The 19,605-nt window shown below is 35.3% G+C and carries 19 protein-coding genes; 5 read left to right on the plus strand and 14 right to left on the minus strand.

The window, feature by feature from the left end; translation table 11 throughout:
* Positions 1 to 35: 35 nt before the first annotated feature.
* Together CIN_RS08185 and ubiA are read right to left on the minus strand one after the other, a co-directional pair.
* Entirely contained in the window at positions 36 to 692 is a 657-nt protein-coding gene (locus CIN_RS08185) for a class I SAM-dependent methyltransferase (RefSeq protein ID WP_008854611.1), read from the minus strand.
* On the minus strand, positions 692 to 1,576 hold the full coding sequence (ubiA, locus tag CIN_RS08190; protein ID WP_370684133.1) for a 4-hydroxybenzoate octaprenyltransferase: 885 nt from the start codon (positions 1,574 to 1,576) through the stop codon (positions 692 to 694). The genes CIN_RS08185 and ubiA overlap by 1 nt, the downstream gene beginning before the upstream one ends.
* Positions 1,577 to 1,719: 143 nt before the next feature.
* On the opposite strand from ubiA, the gene CIN_RS08195 reads away from it, so the two are divergent.
* Together CIN_RS08195 and CIN_RS08200 are read left to right on the plus strand one after the other, a co-directional pair.
* A complete protein-coding gene (locus tag CIN_RS08195; protein ID WP_008854613.1) occupies positions 1,720 to 2,454 on the plus strand; it encodes an RsmE family RNA methyltransferase in 735 nt (244 codons plus the stop codon).
* Positions 2,455 to 2,505: 51 nt separating this feature from the next.
* On the plus strand, positions 2,506 to 3,891 hold the full coding sequence (locus tag CIN_RS08200; RefSeq protein WP_008854614.1) for a glutamate--cysteine ligase: 1,386 nt from the start codon (positions 2,506 to 2,508) through the stop codon (positions 3,889 to 3,891).
* Positions 3,892 to 4,291: 400 nt separating this feature from the next.
* Here CIN_RS08200 and CIN_RS12220 read toward each other — a convergent pair whose 3' ends face one another.
* Together CIN_RS12220 and CIN_RS08210 are read right to left on the minus strand one after the other, a co-directional pair.
* Positions 4,292 to 4,648 carry a DDE-type integrase/transposase/recombinase gene (locus tag CIN_RS12220; RefSeq protein ID WP_083813375.1) on the minus strand — a complete coding sequence of 119 codons (357 nt, stop codon included), beginning with the start codon at positions 4,646 to 4,648 and terminating at the stop codon, positions 4,292 to 4,294.
* Positions 4,649 to 5,145: 497 nt separating this feature from the next.
* Positions 5,146 to 5,418 (minus strand): hypothetical protein, encoded by a 273-nt coding sequence (locus CIN_RS08210; protein ID WP_008854615.1) that lies wholly within the window; start codon positions 5,416 to 5,418, stop codon positions 5,146 to 5,148.
* 470 nt (positions 5,419 to 5,888) lie between these two features.
* Here CIN_RS08210 and CIN_RS08215 point away from each other — a divergent pair, with 470 nt between their 5' ends.
* Complete coding sequence (locus CIN_RS08215) at positions 5,889 to 7,715, plus strand: DUF4422 domain-containing protein (protein ID WP_008854616.1); 1,827 nt, start codon at positions 5,889 to 5,891, stop codon at positions 7,713 to 7,715.
* Here the strand turns inward: CIN_RS08215 and CIN_RS08220 are convergent.
* From CIN_RS08220 to CIN_RS08250, 7 genes are all read right to left on the minus strand, one after another.
* A complete protein-coding gene (locus CIN_RS08220; RefSeq protein WP_008854617.1) occupies positions 7,712 to 8,245 on the minus strand; it encodes a 6-pyruvoyl trahydropterin synthase family protein in 534 nt (177 codons plus the stop codon). The genes CIN_RS08215 and CIN_RS08220 overlap by 4 nt on opposite strands.
* On the minus strand, positions 8,246 to 8,974 hold the full coding sequence (gene queC / locus CIN_RS08225) for a 7-cyano-7-deazaguanine synthase QueC (RefSeq protein WP_008854618.1): 729 nt from the start codon (positions 8,972 to 8,974) through the stop codon (positions 8,246 to 8,248). It abuts the gene before it with no gap.
* A complete protein-coding gene (queE, locus tag CIN_RS08230; RefSeq protein ID WP_008854619.1) occupies positions 8,975 to 9,610 on the minus strand; it encodes a 7-carboxy-7-deazaguanine synthase in 636 nt (211 codons plus the stop codon).
* Positions 9,611 to 9,750: 140 nt separating this feature from the next.
* Positions 9,751 to 10,353 (minus strand): YebB family permuted papain-like enzyme, encoded by a 603-nt coding sequence (locus tag CIN_RS08235; RefSeq protein WP_008854620.1) that lies wholly within the window; start codon positions 10,351 to 10,353, stop codon positions 9,751 to 9,753.
* 98 nt (positions 10,354 to 10,451) lie between these two features.
* Positions 10,452 to 11,120 (minus strand): LolA family protein, encoded by a 669-nt coding sequence (locus CIN_RS08240; protein ID WP_008854621.1) that lies wholly within the window; start codon positions 11,118 to 11,120, stop codon positions 10,452 to 10,454.
* A gap of 50 nt (positions 11,121 to 11,170) precedes the next feature.
* Positions 11,171 to 12,334, minus strand: a complete 1,164-nt coding sequence (locus CIN_RS08245) for an iron-containing alcohol dehydrogenase (RefSeq protein WP_008854622.1) — start codon at positions 12,332 to 12,334, stop codon at positions 11,171 to 11,173.
* A 214-nt stretch (positions 12,335 to 12,548) separates the two neighbouring features.
* The gene (locus CIN_RS08250; RefSeq protein WP_008854623.1) at positions 12,549 to 13,913 is read right to left on the minus strand and encodes a penicillin-binding protein activator; all 1,365 of its coding nucleotides are present in this window, start codon (positions 13,911 to 13,913) and stop codon (positions 12,549 to 12,551) included.
* 51 nt (positions 13,914 to 13,964) lie between these two features.
* On the opposite strand from CIN_RS08250, the gene rsmI reads away from it, so the two are divergent.
* Positions 13,965 to 14,891, plus strand: a complete 927-nt coding sequence (gene rsmI / locus CIN_RS08255) for a 16S rRNA (cytidine(1402)-2'-O)-methyltransferase (protein WP_008854624.1) — start codon at positions 13,965 to 13,967, stop codon at positions 14,889 to 14,891.
* A gap of 12 nt (positions 14,892 to 14,903) precedes the next feature.
* Here the strand turns inward: rsmI and gntT are convergent, their stop codons facing one another.
* Positions 14,904 to 16,220, minus strand: a complete 1,317-nt coding sequence (gene gntT, locus CIN_RS08260) for a gluconate transporter (RefSeq protein ID WP_008854625.1) — start codon at positions 16,218 to 16,220, stop codon at positions 14,904 to 14,906.
* A 100-nt stretch (positions 16,221 to 16,320) separates the two neighbouring features.
* On the opposite strand from gntT, the gene CIN_RS08265 reads away from it, so the two are divergent.
* Positions 16,321 to 16,893: an SIS domain-containing protein gene (locus CIN_RS08265; RefSeq protein WP_008854626.1), complete on the plus strand. Its 573-nt coding sequence runs from the start codon at positions 16,321 to 16,323 to the stop codon at positions 16,891 to 16,893.
* A 66-nt stretch (positions 16,894 to 16,959) separates the two neighbouring features.
* Here CIN_RS08265 and CIN_RS11540 read toward each other — a convergent pair whose 3' ends face one another.
* Both CIN_RS11540 and CIN_RS11545 read right to left on the minus strand, forming a co-directional pair.
* Positions 16,960 to 17,316, minus strand: coding sequence for a hypothetical protein (locus CIN_RS11540; protein WP_008854627.1), 357 nt, complete (start codon positions 17,314 to 17,316; stop codon positions 16,960 to 16,962).
* On the minus strand, positions 17,307 to 19,523 hold the full coding sequence (locus CIN_RS11545) for a Hint domain-containing protein (RefSeq protein ID WP_008854628.1): 2,217 nt from the start codon (positions 19,521 to 19,523) through the stop codon (positions 17,307 to 17,309). The genes CIN_RS11540 and CIN_RS11545 overlap by 10 nt, the downstream gene beginning before the upstream one ends.
* Positions 19,524 to 19,605: the final 82 nt, after the last annotated feature.

The following is a 19,605-nucleotide window of genomic DNA, read 5'->3' on the forward strand; positions in this document are numbered from 1 at the left end:
TACTAATCATTTGATTTAATGTGTCGGATAGTTTTCTACGCAATAACCAATTGATATAAAACTGTTTTACGTAACTGGCAATCTTCCAACTCCAATGTCGTGGGAATGTCATACGTGCAAACTGGGGTCAGTTCTTTCTTCGGCAGATAACTCCGCCCTGGATCAGCAATAAATACGGTCGCTCCTTGCTTGGCACACTCTTTTAACCATGGCCAAATATGCTGCGTCATTGGGGCCTCATAACAGACATCCCCACAAAAAATAATATCCCAAGCACAAGCTTGTCCAACAACATCATTAGAGTTTTTATCAAGTAAAACGTGATTTACTTTCGCATTCAACGCACAAGATTTTTGTGCCAATGGATCAATATCTGCAACTTCAATATATGCAGCTCCGCTTTTTGCTGCGGCAATCGCTGCAATACCACATCCTGCTGCAAAATCTAAAACTTTCTTATCTTTGACTAGTTTCGGGTTATCCAAAATATACCGTGCTATTGCTTTTCCACCCGGCCAAGCAAATGCCCAAAACGGAGGCTCTATATTCTGATGGTTCAACCATGACTCTGTTACTTGCCAAATCGGTGTGATCTCACTGGCTTGATACAGGATAATTTCAGGCACAAAATCTGTTTTTTCCAGTGCTGTATGATGTGTAATTAAATTTTCAAATTGAGAAAAATTAGTCATTAAATGAGGTTGCCTATAAGAAGAGCCAAGGCAATAAGTAGCCCTGCGTCTCTGTTGGATTTAAATAAAGTTAAGCAGATTTTAGGATCATGTAAATCAAATTTCATTATTTGCCAGGTAAAATGTGCAATCGGAAATAATAAAGCCAGCAGCGCAATTAATGAATTCTGATTTAAAAAGCTAGTAATGATTAAAAAGAAAATACATAGCGCATAGTTAATTGCTACAAACTGTTTTCCTGCTTCACCAGCCCATCTTGCCGTTGATTTTACGCCAACACGTTGATCATCTTCGATATCTTGATAGCCATAAATTGTATCAAATCCAATTTGCCAGAAAATTGTTGCTGCATATAAAGCTGCTTGCGTCCAAGACAGATGCCCTGTTGCTGCTGCATATCCCAAAGGCGCACCAAACCCAAAGGTAAATCCCAGAACCAACTGAGGCCACCATGTCACTCTTTTAGCCCCAGGATACAACGCCACCAGAATCAAAGAGGAAGCTCCTAAAACCCAAGACAAAGGATTCAGTTGTAATAAAATACCCAGCCCAATCATTAATAAAATAAATAGAAAGAAAAGCGCTTGCTTGACCGAAATTGTACCATTCGCAATTGGACGCTGTTGAGTACGGGCAACTTGTCGATCAAAGTCTCTATCCCAAATATCATTTACAACACAGCCAGCACTACGCATAACAACACTGCCAATCGCAAATAAAATAATGAGCTTAATTCGTGTCATTGCAGGAATATCATGAGGTAATAAAATTCCCCACATTCCTGGGAAAAACAGTAACCAACTCCCAATTGGACGATCAATACGCGATAAGAGCGCATAAGGTTGCAAAGGTTGAGGAAGAAAGCGGATCCAAGACAAATTCATATCTGAACGTGAAGAAGGCTGATTCACAACATATCCTGATAAAATAAAAAGAATAAGAGAAACAAGAATACAAGTTTATATTCTTATAGTAATATAGAATTGTTTTCATTCTTTTTTATAGCCCACCAATCAATTGAGTTTATATGTCCTTTATTCCTCGTATTTACCTTGACCCTCATGAGTTTGAAGCATTGGCAAGTAATAAAGATTATGCCATCCCTGCTTCAACGGCACATTATTTAGGAACGGTTCTACGATTAAAGGCCTCAGAGAAAGTTGTTTTCTTTAATGAGCGAGACGGTGAGTGGGAATGCGAAATTAGCCATATTGCAAAAAATAAAGGCACCATACAAACGACTAAGCAACTTCGCTTATCTATAACGCCTTTGGGTCCAACATTAGTTTTTGCACCATTAAAACGAGATGCAACTGATTTAGCCATTCGCATGGCAACAGAGTTGGGTGTAAAAACCATTCAGCCTGTAAAGACTTTACGCACCAATACCGTAAAAATTAAAGAAGAACGCTTTAGAAGCATTACTATTGAAGCTGCCGAGCAAAGTAACCGATTAACGATCCCTGAAATTAAACCCATTGTTTCTTTATTTGATTTTTGTTCCTCTTGGCCAAAAGATAAAACCTTATGGATCGCGGTGGAGCGTTGTGCTGAATATCATATTGAACCCAATAGCACAGAAAAATGTCGTGGAGATGACGGAATCTTAATCGGCCCAGAAGGCGGATTTGATTCTAGCGAAATAAAAAATTTACTTCTTTATGATTTTGTGCGACCTTTATCATTGGGGAACTTAATTTTAAAAGCAGAAACAGCTATTGTTGCAGGGCTCAGCCTTTTTTCACAACATGTTCGCGCTTAATAAAAACATGTTTCCTTTCCTCCTCCTTTTGACCAGAATAGATAGATGTGAATGTCCAGTATTTTAGATCAAGATCAAACACCAATTACCTCAACCACTCAGTTAGCCGAACATTTAGCTGAGGGCTGTAAGCCCACTCAAAAATGGCGGATTGGTACTGAACATGAAAAATTCGGTTTTATTCTTAACAAAGAAGATCCTCGTCATTTACTACCTCCTGCCTATGAACCTAGTGGGATCAACGCTATTCTAACCTCTATGCAAGAGCGTCATCCTGAATGGGAAGGTATTTACGATCATGATAATATCATTGGATTTGATACCGATCGTGGTGCGGTTTCTTTGGAACCAGCAGGACAATTCGAATTATCTGGAGCACCTGTTAGCGATTTACACGCAGCAAAGCAAGAAATGGAAGCTCATTTCCATGATGTGCATCAAGCAGCAGATCCTTTAAATATTGGCTTTGCACCTCTTGGCTTTCACCCATTTGCTACGCGTGACCAAATGCCTTGGATGCCTAAAGAACGTTATAAAATCATGAAAGCCTATATGCCAAAAGTAGGTACATTGGGATTAGACATGATGACCAGAACTTGTACAGTTCAAGTCAATCTTGATTTCTCTTCTGAAGAAGATATGGCACGTAAAATGCGTGTCTCTTTGGCATTACAACCTTTGGCAACTGCACTTTTTGCCAATTCTCCTTTCTACGAAGGGAAGCCTAGCGGATATCAATCTACTCGTGCACATATTTGGACGGATACTGATAATAATCGTGCCGGTATACCCCCTTCTTTCTTTGATCAAAATTTTGGTTTTGAACAATATGTAGACTGGTTACTTGATGTGCCAATGTATTTCGTCATTCGTGATGGAAAAATGGTTGATGTTGCTGGGGAGTCTTTCCGTGCTTGGTTAAATGGTAAAGCCCCTAAAGGATTTGAAAATGAACAAATCACTATGGGTGATTTTAAAAACCACATTACAACAGCATTTCCAGATGTTCGCTTAAAACAATATATCGAAATGCGTGGAGCTGATGCAGGTTCTCCTGAAATGATGCTTGCTATGTCTGCATTTTGGACAGGTTTACTTTATGATTCAGCAACTTTAATTGCTGCTGAAAAACTGGTTAAAGAATATTCTTGGCAAGAATATATTGAGTTACGTCCTCAAGTCATTAAAAGTGGTTTGTCCCTTTTGCTAGGTAAAGAAAATCTTCGTCATTTTGCAAAACGTATTCTTGCTTTGGCAGCAGAAGGCTTAAAAAAACGTAACCTTCAAAATGCTACAGGACAAGATGAACAAGTCTATCTTGAGCCTCTCTATGAAATTGTTAACGGTGGCCCTACTCAAGCTGAATATTGGTTACAACGCTATGCAACCGTTTGGCAAGGTGATGTGAAGCATATTCTCGAAGAAGCAAAAATATAGTTTTTACTCGTTTGTGAAGAAAGAAACGAATAAAGTGATCTATCAAAACCACTTTATTCGTTTTTCTTTATCAAAATGTTAAGCTTACTCTATTTCATGAAGTGAAAGTAAAGGTTTATTTAGATTTTTGTCTTCATATGCTTGAATTGTTTAAGGATCAATATTCCAGCTTTACCAAGTTCAGTAATAATATTTTTTAATGAATTTATTTTCTCAATAATATTGTAAAGTCCCTCAATAAACTGAAGTTTTTTTATCTTTTCTGTATCATTATCGAATGATAGATTATCCTAACTTGATAATAACGTTCATCATATATTAAATATATATATATGAACAATCTTGAATTATGAGTTTTATAATATGATAAAGCATCAATAATTATCTGATATTGTTCTGCTTAATTGCTTAATAAAGCAATATGTTGCATTTCTATTACCTTATTTATAATAGAGACATTATTTGATTGTAATTCATCTCTATCTAAGCCTTCTTGAATATTTTTTCTGTCAGGACTAACTTTGGTCTTGTCTTCAATATCAGATTGCTTTCTATACTTTGTAGTATGAATTTTTTTTGTTTCATGAAAGCAGTTATTGGGAAAAACATGCTCATTCTTCATGGTTTGAATGATTTTTAGAAAAGGTAGTGCTTTATCTGTTCCGATATGGGTTGGTGCGAGCAGACTATTTTCTTTAAAGGCTTTTCTAAAAAAACGTTGAGCTGCTTTGATATTTCTCTTAGAGGTCAGTAAAATCTATCGCAGTGCCTTTTTTATTAATGGCTCTGTATAGATACTTTTATTGATTGATGTAGGTTTCATCAACCTTAACCTCATCACAATGAGGTCTTTTATATCTTCTTAAGTGTTTCTCTAATGGGGGAGGTGGCGTAATATCCAACGATTTAACGTGCTATGATTCACATTTATTTCATGCTTTAAGAACAATTTTTCGGTATCTCGATAGCTAAGACAATAGTCTAAATACCAGTTCACAGCTTGAATAACCATTAATCTATTAAAATGGCCTTAAAATATTCTATTTATAGAAGATTATCCTTCATAATCTAAATTTGCGATAAGACGGCTCTATGAAAATGCAGATCTAATCGGTGCTACAAATAACTTAATAGTAGGATTTACTCAGTTAACCTCCGAAATGAAGAACATGTTAAATATATGTGTTCCTCCCCTCATTTTAGAGAATAGGAGGAACACTATATCGTAATTTTAATAAAACAACTTATTGATTATTAATAACCTTGATTATTATTAACAATTTCAATTTTTGGAAATGCTGTGCTTATTCCTGTATATAGATCAGATTGCCAAGTTGGTGATGAAGTGTCCCAGTGTAATGAAGATATTCCTGGATATGCTTCATGTACAGCCGCATTTACAGACGCTGCAAAATTAGGTGAACATGGATCCCAAACTAATTTTGTACTTTGCGTATTATTTCCACCGTTATCATAACCGCCGCCACCAGATACTATTTCAAATTCATTATTATATAATTGTCTCATAATATATCCTTTAATAAATTATCAGTGCAATTTGAAATAATTGCACTTTAACAACTATAATTATATTTCACTAAAAAAACAATTCAAATAAATACAAATTTTAATTTTTTTTTGTATTTATGTAAATGTATTTTTTTGAGTGTAATCTGGAAAAGCCATTAATTATTGTTATTTCATTGCCTATCCCAGAAATAATAAGGCCAGCATAATTCGAGGGAAATGTATAATCTCTTTGATTGTCTGTTTAGGATTAATCATCTTTTAGAAAGTTCAGTTAATGTATGATTTAGAGAGTTATTTTTTAAATTACTATAACTACTTGTTTTTATTTTCTATATAGCTCAACACGGTTAAAGAATATGATTGTTGTTTTTTAATAAAACAGTATAGCGAAAGATTGCAGTCTTTGTTGAACTATCATATACCTGAATTGCGATCCTTCATAAAATTAATATAAGGTATTCTTCTTTATGCGTAATTTACCATCAGTTAAAATCTTACTTTGTCATCATAAACAAACACCTTATATCAAAAATGAATGTTTTGTTCCTATTCATGTTGGTAAAGCAGTCAGCAAAATTACTCTTGATTACTGTATTGGAGATGATACAGGGGATAATATTTCTACAAAAAACAAATCTTGGTGTGAGTTAACTGCTTTATACTGGGCATGGAAAAACTTAGATGCTGATTATTATGGGTTAATGCATTATCGACGTTTTTTACATTTTAAAGAGGATGATAATAATTTTTACATTATCAATAAAATCTCAAAAACTGAGATCAATGATGGTGGATGGAACGCTGAAAACGTAAAAAAACTTTGCTCTAAATATGATATTATTACAGCACCTATTTGGAATATTCATCCTGTTGGAGCCAATCATCATGTGATGAATGCGTATGATTTCTATGCAAAAGAGCATTATAGTAAAGATTTTGATGTTGTTATTGAGATTATTAAAGAAAAATATCCTCAGTTTTATTTTGCATTATTAGATACTCTTACGTCTAAACAATGTTTCTTTGGAAATATTGCAATTATGAAACAAGAATATTTTCATGAATATTGTGACTTTCTTTTTGGTGTTTTATCTGAAGCAGAAAAGAAAATTGATATTTCATCTTATAATCCATATCAATATAGAATATGGGGTTTTATCGCAGAGCGTCTAACCAACTGTTATGTTACTTATGCTAAAATTCAAAATCCAAAATTAAAACTAACAACACTTGGCATTACTTTTGGTGTTTTTGATAAACCGACCTATAATACAAAAGCAATATTAAAAAATACAAATAATCAATCTAAAGTGCTTGTTAATGAACCCATTAATATTTGTATGTCTTTTGATGATAATTATAGTGCCCATGGTGATGCTGTCATTACATCATTAATTAAAAATGCACATCCTAAGCAACAGATTAATATTTATATTTTACATGATGAAAAATTATCAAGAACAAATCAGTCAATACTTACAAGATCTGAAAATCAAAATGTTCGTATTCATTATATTCTCATCGATAAGAAGCTATTTAACTACCTACCTCTTAACAGAGAATATATTTCTTTAAACACATATTACCGACTTGTTATTCAAGATATATTACCAAAGACTGTTAAAAAGATTATTTATATCGATTCCGATGTCATCGTATATGGAAATATTGCAGAGTTATGGCAAGAACCTTTACAAGATATGTGTGTCGGAGCCGTTTTAGATGAAGGTGGCACTTTACAATCAAGACGTCTCTCTCTCGAAGATAATAATTACTTCAATGCAGGAATTATGATCTTTGATATCGAAAAAATTAAAGGGGAATTTAAAGATATATTCAAAACATATTTTGAAAATTTCTATAAAAATCGAGATATTATTACGCTTCAAGATCAAGATATTTTGAATATTACTTTTGCAGAAAAAACTAAAATTGTTCCGTTGCGTTGGAATGTGAATACCAGAATGTTAGGGTATAATGAACTAGATTACAAATATACTCTGAAAGACGCAGAGGCTGCTTTACAAAATATCGGTATTATTCATTATACAGACAAGAGAAAACCTTGGAAGATTACCTGCAACCATCCATTTCGTTCATTATACTGGAAATATAGACTCAAAGGGAACTATAATAAACTTTCCCTACATGAGCAGTTTGTAAGATTTTTCTCAGGACAATTCCAGTATGAAATCCTACCAAACGAAGTTGCTTTCCGGTTTGGAAAAATCAAAATAAACGTTCATAAAGAGTTGATCCGAAAATTTTTACATTTATTCAGAATTAAATATTAACTCTCTAAATCAGAAATACTTATATCCGCACGGCGCCACCAGCATTGTTCTGGTGGGCGGATATTCGGAATAAAATCTAATGGATTTCCTGTGAAACGTACTGTGTTTGTTGGTGTTTCCAAGATTTCTATTTGATCACAATATAGTCCTGATTGTTCAGCAGATAAAAAGCAGTTTAATTTACTCATAAACAAACATGCCAGCAACTCTGTCGTAGGATCACCAGGCGTGATGAGTAACTTTGGAATGCGTTGTGGTTCATGTTCTATAAACCAAGATACCAATGGGTCATTTTCTGCTAATTGAAACGCATGATCCACAGAGCCATCAATGAAACGATGCCATGTTGATTTCGCTTTCTCAAAAGGAACAATCACATTTTGTTTTCCATCGAGAGGTTTAACCTCTAATGGCTTCAAATAAACTCTTACTTCTTCATTATGCCCATGTGGTGTCGCACAAATTTCACTGGAACCATGAATTAATCGATGCGCCATTGCAAAACGGCGCGTAAAAATGAGCTCTAGCACTTATTGTTCCTTTTGCTGAATATAGCTTTCCCATCCTGAACGACGCAACTCACAAGCTGGGCATGTGCCACAACCATAGCCCCATTCATGATGATGAGAACGATCCCCTAAATAACAACTATGCGTTTCTTCATTAATCAAATTAACCAAAGAATTGCCACCTAACTGCTCTGCCATTTGCCATTCTTGGGCTTTATCCAACCACATTAACGGCGTATGCAATACAAAACGATTACTTATTCCAAGATTAATTGCAACCTGTAACGCTTTGATCGTATCATCTCGACAATCAGGATAACCAGAATAATCTGTTTCACACATTCCACCAATAATATGACGCAAATGACGACGATCAGCAATAATCGCAGCATACGTTAAAAACAATAAATTACGCCCAGGCACAAAGGTTGATGGTAATCCTTGTTTATCCCATTCAATCGCTGTCTTACGGGTTAAAGCGGTATCAGAAATTGCTCCTAAATCAGAAAGATTAAGGACGTGATCTTCTCCTAAACGATCAGACCATAAAGGATGAATGTCTTTGATCTTTTCACGAATACCATGACGACATTTCATTTCAATATGATGACGTTGCCCATAGTGAAACCCCAGCGTTTCAACTTTTTGAAAGCGCTGTAATGCCCAAGCAAGACATGTTGTAGAATCTTGTCCGCCTGAAAATAAAACGAGGGCACTATTTGAGAAAGAATCTGAAGGATGATCCGTCATTTATGGAATTCCTATGAGTTTATGCGTTTGTAGTGAAAGATGCCAGATTGGATGATTTTGACAAAATTCAATCGCTTTTTGTAAATGTTCTTGTTTATGTGCATCATCTTTAGGTTGTAAACGGAAAGTTGTGAATTTTAACCCTATAAAATCTTGAGGGTTTAACCCTTCTTGAGGATAAATCAACTTCAACTCATCTCCACAAGTTTGCACCAACTCTGCGCCTGCCTTTGGGCTAACACAAATCCAATCAACAGCATCTGGCACTGGTAATGTTCCATTGGTCTCAACAGCGATATAAAAGCCTTTTTGCTTCAATAGATGAACAAGTTCACTATCTAACTGCAATAAAGGCTCACCACCTGTAAAGACTACAAATCGTTGTTGAGCATCACGTGCCCCCCACGTTGTTTCAATTGCATTTGCCAATGCCGCTGCATCGGTAAAACGCCCACCACCTTCACCATCCATCCCAACAAAATCGGTATCACAAAATTGACAAACGGCTTGATGACGATCTTCTTCTTTACCAGACCATAGGTTACATCCCGTAAAGCGACAAAATACTGCTGTACGTCCTATTTGTCCGCCTTCACCTTGAAGGGTTAAGAAAATTTCTTTAACTGCATAACTCATGCGTCTGTTTTCCAGAAGAATATATAAATAAAAAATCTACGCCTACAATATAAAGAACAAGCATCTCAATATCTTTATAATTTTAGAATATTTTTAATATCATCTTCAGACAATTATAATCAATATTCGACATAGTTACTTTATATAGTCTCTTGATAGCGATAATCATAGATAAGATCAAGTTGATCACTATTAAATAGGCTGGCTGGCGTAACCGTTAAGCGCTTCCAAGGAATAAAGCCAAGAAACCATATGCGCCAAAAATTTAAACCATATTCAGGATTTTTACGAAGCAAAGCTCTAAAATTTTCAACTTCACCGACTTCTATTCCTGTAACCTCTTTGATAATCTCATACACAAACCGAGAACAAAACTGACCTTTAGAATATAGATTAAACCCTGTATCGTATAGAATATTCATTTTCTTTCGAGCTGCATGCATAATTTTAATTTTTTGATCATTACTTATCGACTTTTTTAATCTCGAAATCGTAAAAGATCCCTCTTTGGATCGGGCTATAAATTTAGATAATGGAATAACCTTTGAAAATGGAATAGTGCTTTCCGCTACCCAATATTGGTGATCTTTAAATCCAACAATAATCCCAACATGATTTGTCCATGATAATGTCGCCTTGGCAACTCTATTAAAGATAAAATTATCAATACGAATACAAACAACATCACCAATTTGTAAAGTTGTAGGGTCAAAATCTTGTGGAATAGTATAGGGTAAACTCATAAAAACAGGCCTATATTGTGAATATATGCCTGTGATTTTATCATAAAACTAGTTTTTGAATATCTTTTGTTTCAGAACAAAAAACTTAACAAAAAGATCTATTCGTTATCCCCAAAATCCATTTTAAATAATTTATTTGAAACAGATACGCCTGGTTGTAAATCATATAAGTCAACCATCGTCACCTTACCTTGTGCATCTACAACACGCCATGCTTTTAGCATCATTGGATTTTGATTAAAGATCAATGTCAAGCTTCCATCGGAAGGAGACGCTGTGCGTACCATTGTAATTTGGAATAATCCATTATTAGGAGGCATAAAATTGGTAACACTAACATCACCAGAGAAACTCAGCTTAGGCTTTAATAATAACCCAAGAGGACTTTGATCCAATGGAATAGTCGTGGTTTGTCCCACTTCACTGTCATGGAAAACCATTTTTCCATCATTAGCCACCAATAAAAGCTCACTGGGTTTATTATATTCAAAACGAATACGTCCAGGACGCTTAATCCATACCGTTCCTGTGCTACGTTGACCATCAGGTGCAATTTGCTGGAATTTTGCTTGTAACGTGGAAAGATTATTAATCCAAGATTGTGCTTGATCTTGAGCAGAAAGCTGAACGGCACTTCCTGTATTCACGGGGCTAGGAGATGAAGATACAACAACATCTCCAAAAGCCTGATAGCTAGAACCTGTTATGCCCACACAAAGCATTCCCAATAAACCAATACAACCAGAAATAACACGTATAGACTTCATAAACAGGTTCCTTTTTCTCTATAATATTTTTTATATAGAGGTTTTTTTAATTAAAGGCTAGCCTCCACAATACGACGGCTAACTTCAAGGGTAATATTTCCTTTTTCCCCTAATGCTGTCAAATGATGACGACGGAGTTGTTCAACTACTTTTTCAACAGCAGAGCTATCAACGTCATACTCTTTTAAGTAGGTTTTAATCCCTAGACTTTCAAAGAATGCACGTGTTTTATCAATAGCTTCATCAATAATTTTCTCTTCATCATTGCCCTGTAAGCCCCATACTCTGCGACCATATTGCACCAGCTTCCCATGCTTATCTTTGCGCATTTCATTCATCAAAGATGGCAATAAAATAGATAAGGTTCGACCATGATCAATCCCATATAAAATAGTCAATTCATGACCAATCATATGCGTTGCCCAATCTTGAGGAACTCCTGCTCCAATCAAGCCATTGAGAGCCATGGTTGCTGCCCAAATAAAATTGGCACGGGATTCATAGTCTGTAGGATTCTTTAACGTTTTATGACCCTCTTCAATTAACGTTAATAATAGCCCTTCAGAAAAACGATCTTGCACAGCAGCATTAATTGGATAAGTTAAATATTGTTCCATTACATGCACGAATGCATCTGCAATCCCATTAGCAACTTGCTTTTCTGGCAAACTATATGTCTTTGTTGGATCAATAACAGAGAATAATGGATATAAAAGGCTATTCATGATAGGCAATTTATCGTTTGTTGCTCTACGTGAAATCACCCCTCCACAATTCATTTCAGAACCTGTTGCTGGGAGTGTTGGAACAAATCCAAATGGAAGCACTTGGGTTATATTCTTACCGCCATGGGTAACGATCTCCCAAGTATCGCCTTTGTAATGCACAGCGCCTGTAATAAATTTAGTGGCATCCATTACAGAGCCACCACCAACCCCGAGAAGAAAATCAAAATTCTCTTTGCGTATTTTTTCTACAGCTTTCATTGATGTTTCAAATGTTGGGTTCGGTTCAATCCCTTCAAACACCGCAAACTGACGTTTTCCTAATGCTGTTTCAACTTCTGACAATGTTCCATTTTTACGAACACTACCACCGCCGATAATGATTAATACTTTCGCTGTTGCAGGAATTAAATCATTGAGTTTTTGAATGGTTTCTTTACCAAAAACAATCCGTGTAGGATTACAAAATTCAAAATTTTGAAGTGCCATTATATACCTTCACTAATAATAAAAATAAGTGGTTAGTAGACAGTATAGCAAATTATTAAACTTTATAGAGATGAAAAATATTCATAACTATTATTTATATATATAATAAAAATTAAAAAAGTATTTGTTACAATAGATTATAAATATTTTAAAGTTCATAGGAGGAAAGTTACTTCTCCCTACGAACGTTGAGACACATAAAATACAAATATAATTAACTATGTGTTGTTGTATTTGTGGCCGTCGTTGTTGGTTTAACCACAGAAGGCGTTGTAATCATTTTTGCGCCTCCAGAAGGTTGAATTTGGAAAATTTGTAGATCTCGTTTAACGTGACCATCAGCTTGTAAAATAAACAATCCATCAACACCATCAAATCCATCTGTACGCATCAAGTTTTGTGATGTATATCCACCAATTTTGCTTAATGAGTTTGCCAACGCAGCCGTATCATACGTTAAATCAGCCAAAGGTTTAGGAGCAACCCCATATTTAGCTCTATATTGTTGTGCGAAGAAATGTCTTTTTTGAGGATTTGGAGATGCATACCAAGCCCCTTGTAATTTACCTAATTTAGAAGCAAAAGCTGACCATAACCCAGGTCCCATTATTCTGACTTTGGTTGAGGAGACTTGCGTTTCATCTAATGCATCAATTACCGACTGCAATTGTAATCCTGTATCTGATAATAACAATGCATCAAATGGAGGATTTCCTAATGCTAGATTTTTCGTATCATCTTTAGAAGTAGAAGCAGTCGATCCTGAAGGTGCCAACTCATCTAATAAATTACCATCATTATTGTTGTTACTATTATCCGTTGATGGTTTTGCAGTATTTTGTGCCTCTGGGTGGTTTTGTGCATCTTGAACACGTGCATCATAATTAGATAATGTTTTTAATTGCTGAGTAATATCATCTTTAGACGCTGTATGATAAGCGATCATTGGCTGTGCCAACCCTAAATCTGCACATGCTCTCGTCAATGCACTGCCCATGGCTTTTCCCATTGGGTTTTCAGGCAATAAAGCGGCAAATTTAGTTTTGCCTTCATTTTTTGCCGCACGAACCATTGTTAGAACTTGTTGCTCTGGCGTTACCCCAAAAGCCCATACATTCGGCCCTGCAACAGAAACATCACTGGTATAAGCAATGACTGGAACATTACTAGCACTGGTCACAGAAGCAACTTCTGTTGTATTAGTGGCAGTTAATGGTCCTAAGATAATACCATCCCCAGCAGCAATTGCTTTACGTGCAGCTTCAGAAGCACCGCCAGCTTGTTCAGTATCAAAAACATCTAACTTTGGAGCAGAAGGATCACTTAGTGCTAACTTAGCAGCTTGCATCATATTATTTCCTAAAGCGCCATTACGGCCACTGAGAGGTAATAATAATCCGACTTGTTTTTGGGGATTATCATTGGCAGAAACAACAGGATTATTACTACCATTATTCCCATTAGAAGAACAAGCTGCTATGATTAACACTGGAACACAAACACTTGCCTTTAATAGTCTCTTAACAATACCCGTCTGACGAACAATCCCTTGCTGTAAAGGGTTAGGGGTTTTACTCAATATCTTTGCTCCTTTATATAACCGAACTACTACTTTAAGATTGCTTTTATTATGAAACAAGAAAAACCTATACTATCAGATACTTCCTTACCTATTCCAGATCAACATTTTTCTAAAAATCCCCTTAAAACATCTGGCGAGTTTGTTCTTATTTCAACACCTATTGGTAATTTAAGCGATTTTAGCCTCAGAGCAAAACAAACTTTACAAGAAGCTGATATCTTATTATGCGAAGATACGCGTGTTACTGCAAAACTCCTATCTGCTTACGGTATTTCCATTCGTATGGAAAGTGTTCATGAACATAATGAAAGTCAACGCACAGAACAAATTATTTCTTGGTTACAACAAGGGAAAATAATTGCGCTCGTTTCTGATGCAGGTACTCCATTACTATCGGATCCTGGATATCGTCTAACCAAAGCTATTATTGAAGCCGATATTCCAATAACTGCTATTCCTGGAGCTAATGCCGCACTAACCGCATTAACATTATCAGGACTGCCACCGCATCCTTATATGTTTGTTGGATTTCCCCCACCTAAATCTAAAGCCAGGCAGAATGGTTTCTCTGTTTTAAAAGCGGCTGAACGTGCCGGATTGAATGCAACTCTTATTTGGCATGAAGCCCCTCATCGATTGGTCGATATGCTGGCTGATTTAGTACTTATTTTTGGAGAGGATCGTCAAGCAGCTGTTGCCAGAGAGTTAACTAAAAAATTTGAAGAAGTGCAACGCAATACACTCCAAGAATTAATCGAGCATTTTACTAATACCCCACCTAGAGGGGAAATTACCGTATTGCTTGGCCCTCCACCAGTGCAAGATGAAATAACTGAAGATGATTTAGATCAACAATTACAAACCGCTCTGCAAACGATGTCTGTCAAAGATGCAGCGGCCTTGGTTGCCACTGCTATTCATTTACCAAAAAAAATCGTTTATCAACGTGCTTTGGAATTAAGTAAAAATCAATAAACCTATTTTATATTAAATCACTTGAGCTAACATCAAACAGCCGGCTAATCCACAGGCGGAAATAATCGTTTCTAGAACTGACCAAGAACGAAGTGTTTCCCCTATGGTTAGGTTAAAATATTCTTTAAATAACCAAAAACCAGGATCATTAACATGGGAGAAAATTAAACTCCCAGAACCAACTGATAACACCATTAATTCTGGGCTGACTCCTGTTGTCATGATTAAAGGTGCTACAATCCCTCCAGCCGTCATTGCTGCAACGGTGGCTGATCCCAAAGCAATCCTTAATAACGCTGCAATCAACCATGCCATCAGTAATGGAGATAAATGACTATCATGCATCATATTGGTAATATAATGATCAATATGACTATTAACTAGGATTTGTTTAAAAGCGCCACCCCCAGCAATAATGAGTAAAATCATAGCAATGACTTTAATAGATGCCGTTATCGTATCAGAAATCTCTGTCATAGACCGTCCACGATTAACCCCAAATGTAAAGATCGCAACTAATACAGCAAATAGCGTCGCAATAATAGGATTGCCAAAAAAATCTGCATAAGACAATAAAACATGATTATTGGGTAATATCATTTCAGCAACTGCACGTAATCCCATCAAAAAAACAGGAATTAATGCGGTTAAAATACTAATGGTAAATCCAGGCATTTCATCATCACTAAATTTTTTTTGGTTATATAATCCTTGTGGAACAGGTTTATTAATATTTTTTAAAAAATGTGCATATACAGGCCCTGCTAAAATCATAGCTGGAATAGCAATACATATGCCATATAAAAGTGTTTTACCCATATCAGCATGGAAAATAGCCGCTATTGCTGTGGGACCAGGATGCGGTGGTAAAAAGCCATGCGTCACGGATAAAGAGGCTGCCATCGGTGCGCCAACATACAAAATAGGTAAGCGTGCAGCCACCGCGATTGAACACACCAACGGAAGAAGTAAAACAAAACCAACTTCGTAAAATAGAGCAAACCCCAGAATAAACCCTGTTAAGACCACTGCCCATTGAATATATTTATATCCAAAAACATTAATCAGAGTTGTGGCTATCCGTTGAGCACCTCCACAATCTGCCAATAACTTACCCAACATCGCACCAAACCCAATAATCAGTGCCAATTCTCCCAATGTATTTCCAACACCAGTTTTAATCGAAGTAATCACCTGCATGACAGGCATTCCTTCTAATACACCAACGAAAAGAGAGACCAAAATCAATGAAATAAAACCATTTAACTTTAGCTTGGCCACTAAAATTAATAATAAAATAATACCAAGAAAAACAATGAATAATGGCATATCATGCTCTATAATTTGGGGGTTTTAAAAAATCATATAATCCAATAAATTACTTTATAAATGATATCGAAATAAAACAATCATCATAATGGAATGAATCATGAACACTTATAAAAATTTAGTAGAAACAGTTATTCAAGAAAACTTAAAAACCTTACTGGCCGTAAACCCTGAACAAATTCAAGAACTCATTAGTGAAATTAAAAAAGCAAAAACCATTCAACTGTATGGAATGGGCAGAATGCAACTCTCTGTACGTGGATTTGCAATGCGCTTAAAACATATGGGGTTTGATAGCTACGTTGTTTATGACACCACAACACCCTGCATTGGCAAAGGGGATTTATTGATTGTACATTGTGCCGTGACTAATGCAGAGTTAAATGTCATTCAACTAGCCAAACAAGCTGGTGCAAGAATTGTGTTATTAACCGCTCATCCTGAAAACGAACATGGTAAGTATGCCGATTTTTGTGTGCGTGTTCCTGGACAAATTTTTGGAACAGATACCGAGATTCATTCTATTCAACCGATGTCTACTTTATTAGAGCAATCTTTATTTTTATTCACTGATATCGTTACCATGATGTTAATGGATCAATGCGATATCTCTCTTGATAAAATGAAAAATAGACATACAAACTTAGAGGGTCTTCCAGGCGGCTTTGCTTAAATAGATAAAAATAAAGGATAATATTTAAAATATTATCCTTTATTAAACTATATATTCTTATTTTATTTAAATTATTTTTTGTATATTATCACTCTCTTGATCAAGAATATAAGATTGTTTTGAAAGAACTTTAAAAAGTAAAATCATAGAACTATTTGTATCTTTTTTATGCTTCAAGGGTAAATATGCTCGGCCATTTGTCCAACGACAAGGTGTTTTTTCTTGTATGTCCCATCCCTCTAAATCTTCTATTTCCAAATGAGATTTTAATGGAAAAATTTTTGATTCATCGTATAAAATAATGTCACCAATTAATAACCCCAAATTACGGCGATCATCAACAAAAGACCCTATCACATCACAAGGTCGACTAGTTCTTGAAACAATCCAAACAGATTTTACATCAGGTGGAATCATAAACATAACATGACCATTGTTATGATTTTTTTCTCACGAATGACTACCCCTGTATTGGTAACCAAATGAAAATCATTATCTGTAGTTAGAGAGGAAGATTGCTCTGATTTGAAAATACCAAGGGTTTTGGCACGTTTTTCTATTTTATGATAAATTGGTTCCACAATTTGACGTTCAGTGATTAGTGGAGCAACGCCATCCTGTTGCCAATTTTTATATTTTCCAAAAGAGGTATAAATAACTTTCTTCTCTTGATTAAAACTATGACGATTACCGGTATCTAAATAACTTTCTGTTAGTACACCATCAGCAATAATCACAGAGTGTTCTTCAGTCTCTATATGATAATAATCATAAGCAGTTATTGATGTATCATAAAAAATAGTCGTCCCATTGATTAACATTCGAACAGGAATAAATTTGTCTTTAAAAAATAAACAATGTTCTGAGATAATTAATAAATCTTTATTTGGTATATTTTTTGCCAGCGCATCTTTTAAAATACGAACAGGATATCCTGCTTTATCTTTTTCCTGTTCATTTTGTTTAACGACAATACTTTTTTTACCAATCCACTTGATTTTACGTTGAGCACGTCTTTTCTTTTGCCAATTATAGGTTGTAACAGTGTCTCCAATTTTTAGTTGTTCAACAGGGCAAGTCCCATTTTTAACAGAAATTAATGTACCTGTTAAAAAGCAAACTTCATAAATTACATTACCATTAGCATCAGAAGATAACGTATAACCTAAATTTTTAACCCCATCGATATGTAAAACAATACGAGCATTATCTTTCATTAAAAAAGTAACATGGTCATCATCTGGATATATAACACTGGTGACTCTACTTGTTTGTAAATTATAAATATTAATCTGAGCGTTATCAGAAAAGTTTTTAATTTCTGTAAAAACACTTGTATAGCCCGCCCCATTAATAATGCTTTGATATGGATCGACCCCTTTAATAACAATGACAGCATTTGAATTGTTTGCTTGATTACTACTAGGATCTTCTAAATAAATATCTGTATTATCTGTTAATTGAATATATCCAGGAGTTGTGGCACTAATAATTGCTGACCCTCCTTGTTCAACAATGAGGTTTGTTGTACCGACATCATTAGAATTAACAGAAATGGCACCACCTTTCTTAATGGTCATTTTATCTACGCTGCCATATTTTAAAACGTAAGCATAACCACCAGAAAAAATAATATCATTTCTAGATTGTCCAGACCTTCCAATTGTAAGACTGCCACCCGATTGAATATAATTAAATTGGCTGACACCTCCTTGTCCTACATATAAATCACCATCAGCATTAACAGTATTATAACTTGCAAAGGCATATTGGCCGATATCAGGCGTCAATATATTTAACGATCCACCACTATTAATCATATTATAACTAGCAGACCCACCTGAATTTACAGTTAAATTACCGCGATCAATATTATTACTTTGAGCAATACCTCCAGATAATATGTCCACTGTGCCGCCACGAGAAATATTATTATTAAATTGTCCGAAAACAGAAGTATTACCACTAATTGTATTTGATGTGGCTACACCACCACGACTGACAAAAAAACTGCCATTGGCATAAATTGTATTATAAGAGCCTGAGGCACCACTTCCTAAAACCAATATGCCACTTAGGGTACTTGTTGCTATATAATAATCGTATGCAGCTGAAGTTATAGAGTTATAATTTGCTTTACCTGTAGTATAAACGTGAGTACGCCGCCCCAATGAATTATATTCAACAAGAGAAGAGGAGCCTGCATATAACATTGCACCTGGGTTTGTAAAGTAACTATATTTTTTATCTGAATCAGCTAATATATTTGATGTAGCAGTTCCATTATTTCCTAAACTAACCACAGCACAGTCTTGAATTGTATTTCCGATCAGTTGACCTTTACCTTTTACGATAAGAAAAGCAGAGTTATCGAAGAACGGAGCCCCTGAAATATTATTAGAAATGGCCTTTCCTGAATCGATTGTAATCGTTCCGCCAGAATATACATTATTCGAGTTAACCTCTCCCGTTCCATAAGCAGAAATGGCACCACTCATGAAAACATGATTACGTTCTGCATATGCTTTGTCTTGAACATAAATAACACCACCAGCCCCTACATTATAATTTTCTACTAGAGGGTTTTCTTCTGAAGCAATTTTATATTGACCACTAATTAGTCCTACCACTAACTAGTCCTGGCATGACGATATACTCCTCGGATTTTATTTTTATTAATTAATCAGTATTAATATAATTCAGATATAAATC

Origin of the sequence: Commensalibacter intestini A911 (assembly GCF_000231445.1) — a bacterium.
GTDB lineage: Bacteria > Pseudomonadota > Alphaproteobacteria > Acetobacterales > Acetobacteraceae > Commensalibacter > Commensalibacter intestini.

Bases quoted from the DNA above. Each gene is read 5' to 3' on its own strand.
- CIN_RS08185 (WP_008854611.1), bottom strand. From the start codon at position 692: ATGACTAATTTTTCTCAATTTGAAAATTTAATTACACATCATACAGCA.
- ubiA (WP_370684133.1), bottom strand. From the start codon at position 1,576: ATGAATTTGTCTTGGATCCGCTTTCTTCCTCAACCTTTGCAACCTTAT.
- CIN_RS08195 (WP_008854613.1), top strand. From the start codon at position 1,720: ATGTCCTTTATTCCTCGTATTTACCTTGACCCTCATGAGTTTGAAGCA.
- CIN_RS08200 (WP_008854614.1), top strand. From the start codon at position 2,506: ATGTCCAGTATTTTAGATCAAGATCAAACACCAATTACCTCAACCACT.
- CIN_RS08210 (WP_008854615.1), bottom strand. From the start codon at position 5,418: ATGAGACAATTATATAATAATGAATTTGAAATAGTATCTGGTGGCGGC.
- CIN_RS08215 (WP_008854616.1), top strand. From the start codon at position 5,889: ATGCGTAATTTACCATCAGTTAAAATCTTACTTTGTCATCATAAACAA.
- queC (WP_008854618.1), bottom strand. From the start codon at position 8,974: ATGACGGATCATCCTTCAGATTCTTTCTCAAATAGTGCCCTCGTTTTA.
- queE (WP_008854619.1), bottom strand. From the start codon at position 9,610: ATGAGTTATGCAGTTAAAGAAATTTTCTTAACCCTTCAAGGTGAAGGC.
- CIN_RS08235 (WP_008854620.1), bottom strand. From the start codon at position 10,353: ATGAGTTTACCCTATACTATTCCACAAGATTTTGACCCTACAACTTTA.
- CIN_RS08240 (WP_008854621.1), bottom strand. From the start codon at position 11,120: ATGAAGTCTATACGTGTTATTTCTGGTTGTATTGGTTTATTGGGAATG.
- CIN_RS08245 (WP_008854622.1), bottom strand. From the start codon at position 12,334: ATGGCACTTCAAAATTTTGAATTTTGTAATCCTACACGGATTGTTTTT.
- rsmI (WP_008854624.1), top strand. From the start codon at position 13,965: ATGAAACAAGAAAAACCTATACTATCAGATACTTCCTTACCTATTCCA.
- gntT (WP_008854625.1), bottom strand. From the start codon at position 16,220: ATGCCATTATTCATTGTTTTTCTTGGTATTATTTTATTATTAATTTTA.
- CIN_RS08265 (WP_008854626.1), top strand. From the start codon at position 16,321: ATGAACACTTATAAAAATTTAGTAGAAACAGTTATTCAAGAAAACTTA.
- CIN_RS11540 (WP_008854627.1), bottom strand. From the start codon at position 17,316: ATGTTTATGATTCCACCTGATGTAAAATCTGTTTGGATTGTTTCAAGA.